Source organism: uncultured Rikenella sp. (assembly GCF_910577125.1).
In the GTDB taxonomy this organism is placed as follows: domain Bacteria; phylum Bacteroidota; class Bacteroidia; order Bacteroidales; family Rikenellaceae; genus Rikenella.
This window is the reverse complement of the sequence record NZ_CAJTMN010000163.1, coordinates 1-2,939: the sequence shown is the minus strand read 5'-3', so window position 1 is coordinate 2,939 and position 2,939 is coordinate 1. Positions and strand designations below refer to the sequence as shown.

The window sequence follows — 2,939 nt, the reverse complement described above, 5'->3', positions numbered from 1 at the left end:
AAAGGGCATATTCTGTTGGTTGGCACTTGGCCAACCAACGAGAATTGCCGCGGGCGACTGAAAAACGCATTAACAAGCCCGATTGAAACCCTGCGGCTCTTTGAGCCGCGCGGGCCGAAAATCCATCGCAGTTCGGCGCCAGCGGAGGGCACAACGAGCTCCGCGAAGTTGCAGCCCGCCGCCGGGGGTGGCGGCGAACTGCACGACCCTACGGGCCGTAACTATTCAGCCCAAAGCACCGCCCTATTCGGCCTGTCGCCCATCCCCCCGAGCGGCAAAGCCGCTGGGCGACAAGGCCGGCGGTTCTGCGAACCGCGCTACTCGCTCTCAGCCCCGGGTCAGCCCCTGCGGCTCCGCTATCGCTCCGCCGCCCCACTTTTCCGCGCGCCTTTGGGAAATCCTGTCAAAACACGCAAGCGAGTTTTGACGATTTCCCTTTTAAGGCGACGGCGCGCGGGCTTGTTAATGCGTTTTTGAGTCACCGCGGGATTTCATCTCGATTTTGCTGTCGCAAAATGAGTGAAATCCCTCTTTAGGCGAGCGGGCGCACCCACAGGGTGTTTTATTGGCAACCTCTACCCCAACAGGACGGAACTGCGCTCGGGCCGCGCGGGCCCCACGTCCCGTGGACGGGCGATGCTTACGCATCGCTGCGGCTGTATCGGCCCAAAGCTTCGCACCGTTCTCTCTCCGCGCGCCTGTCAACGCAGCACGGAAAGGGCTGTGGCGGCCAGCATCGCTACACCGTACGGAATCGACCGCTCGTCGGCCACGAATGCCGCATGATGCAACGGCGAAGCACTCTCGACCCCCCAGCGGAAAAACACAGACGGATAACGCACCGAATAAAAACCGAAATCTTCGGCCGTCATCCGCCGCGGAATCTCTGCCACCGCCTCGGTTCCGAACGTTTCGGCGACCGTCTCCCGAGCCAAAGCAGCCAAACGGGCGTCGTTCTCCACACACGGATAACCCACCATCAGATCGACCTCCGCCGTGCAGCCGTAAGCCTCGACCGTCCGGAGTGCCACTTCGCGAATCCGCTCGTGAGCCGTCCGCCGCCACTCCTCGTCCATCGTCCGGAACGTCCCCTCGATCTCGACCCGATCGGGGATGATGTTCGTCGCTCCGTCGGCGATCACCCGGCCGAACGACAGCACGGACGGGGTAAAGGCATAGCTGTTCCGGCTGACGATCTGCTGCATCGCCACGATCATGGCCGATGCGGCCAGCACCGGGTCGCTCAGCTGGTGAGGCAAGGCACCGTGTCCGCCGTGCCCCTCGACGATAATGTGGATTTCGTCGGTCGAGGCCATAAATGTCCCGGCCCGCACGCCGATCTGACCGACTTTCAGCTCGGGCGATACATGTCCGCCGATAAAAGCCCGCGGTTCGAGGCCGTCGAACACCCCCTCTTTCAGCACCAGAGACGCACCTCCGGGCCAAAGCTCTTCGCCGGGCTGAAAAAGTCCCAGCACCGTACCGTCGAACCCCTCGCGCCGCTCCTGCAACAGAACCAGCGCGCCGAGCAGAGCCGCCGTATGGAGGTCGTGTCCGCAGGCGTGCATCACGCCGTCCGGACAGACAAACGGCAGTCCGGTCGTCTCGGTGATCGGCAGGGCATCCATATCGGCCCGCAGCACGACCGGGTGTTCGGGATCGGCCGTCCGGCCGTCGATCCGGGCCAGAACGCCGGTTCCGGCCACCGTGCGGTACGGAATGGCGTGCGCATCCAGCACTCGGCGAATGAGAGCCGAGGTGCGGTGCTCTTCGAACGAGAGTTCGGCGTGACGATGAATCTCGCGCCGCCATTCGGTGACCTGCGGGGTCAGCTGCCGGGCGGCCTGAAAAATTTCGTGCTCCATAAGTGCCGCTAAGGTACGTATTTTCCGGGTTCAGCGCTCCTCCAAAAAGCAGAGCGGCAAGGACTGCCCCGCCCCGGGCTACCGCCACCCTACCTCGGGCGCACCGGGCGGCGTCGGCAATGGCGGTGACAGCTGGCCTTCGGCGGTCAGCGGTACCAATGGCATGTACTTGAACTTCGGCGTGGCGTGGCTCAATCCCAGCCACGCGAACGGCCGTGGCCACGGTTTTCTGTTGCGTTGCCTCTCGGAATAAACGGGGGCGGACACGGCCATTTGCCCACCGCGGGCACGCGGGGCCTGCCCGGCCCGAGGGCAGTCAATGCTCAACCGCGCGCCACGCCTTAAGAGGGAAATCGTCAAAATGCACCTGTGCGTTTTGACTGGATTTCCCAAGGCGCGCGGACAGAGAACGAGGCGAAGCAAACAAGTAAGCGAAACGCTGTTTCGCTCTGTCCCGCCGGGGCGCCCATCGGGCGTTTTATTGGGGTTCTCACTGCCTTATTGGCCGGACGCCGCCCGAGTAGGGCAGTTCTATCCTGTTAGGGTAGAGGCGACCATCTCGGAGTGCCCGAAGGCACCGCGCACCACGCCTGAAAAAGCGATTCTCTATTTTGACTTACCGTCAAAATAGAAGGAATCACGTAAGGCGCGCGAAACGCGGCGGAGCGGCAGCGGAGCCGCAGTGAGGCGGACACGGTTCTTCGAGCGCGAAAATCGCTTACGCGGTTTTCGCGCTGCGCTGGGCGGAGCTATTACCCGGGCTTGGGGCCGAGAGCGAATAGCGCGATTCGCAGAATCGCCGGGCTTGCGCGCTGGGCCAAAGGCCCACCCCCGGAGCGCGCAGCCCGAAACGGCAGACGATTTGGACATAACTTTTGCAGCCTGCAAGGTCGCCGGCCTCGTCGCCCAGGCACGAAGCGCCTCGGGGGATGGGCGACAGGCCGAATAGATCGGAGAATTGGGCCGTAAATTGGGATGAGTGTTTTGCGACCCGCAGGGGCGCGCGGGCCGGACGCCTCCCCCTCGGGAGGCCCGCAATACGCCGCTCCCGCGTCGAGATTTGCGGCACCTCCC

At 63.7% G+C, this 2,939-nt stretch carries 1 protein-coding gene; it reads right to left on the bottom strand.

Going from position 1 to position 2,939, the window contains the following annotated elements; all coding sequences use genetic code 11:
• Window positions 1-701: 701 nt before the first annotated feature.
• The gene (locus QZ292_RS10145) at window positions 702-1,865 is read right to left on the bottom strand and encodes a M20 family metallopeptidase (protein ID WP_294601188.1); all 1,164 of its coding nucleotides are present in this window, start codon (window positions 1,863-1,865) and stop codon (window positions 702-704) included.
• Window positions 1,866-2,939: the final 1,074 nt, after the last annotated feature.

What these genes read in the sequence shown, in the direction of transcription:
- QZ292_RS10145 (WP_294601188.1), bottom strand. Translation starts at nt 1,865, where the DNA reads ATGGAGCACGAAATTTTTCAGGCCGCCCGGCAGCTGACCCCGCAGGTC.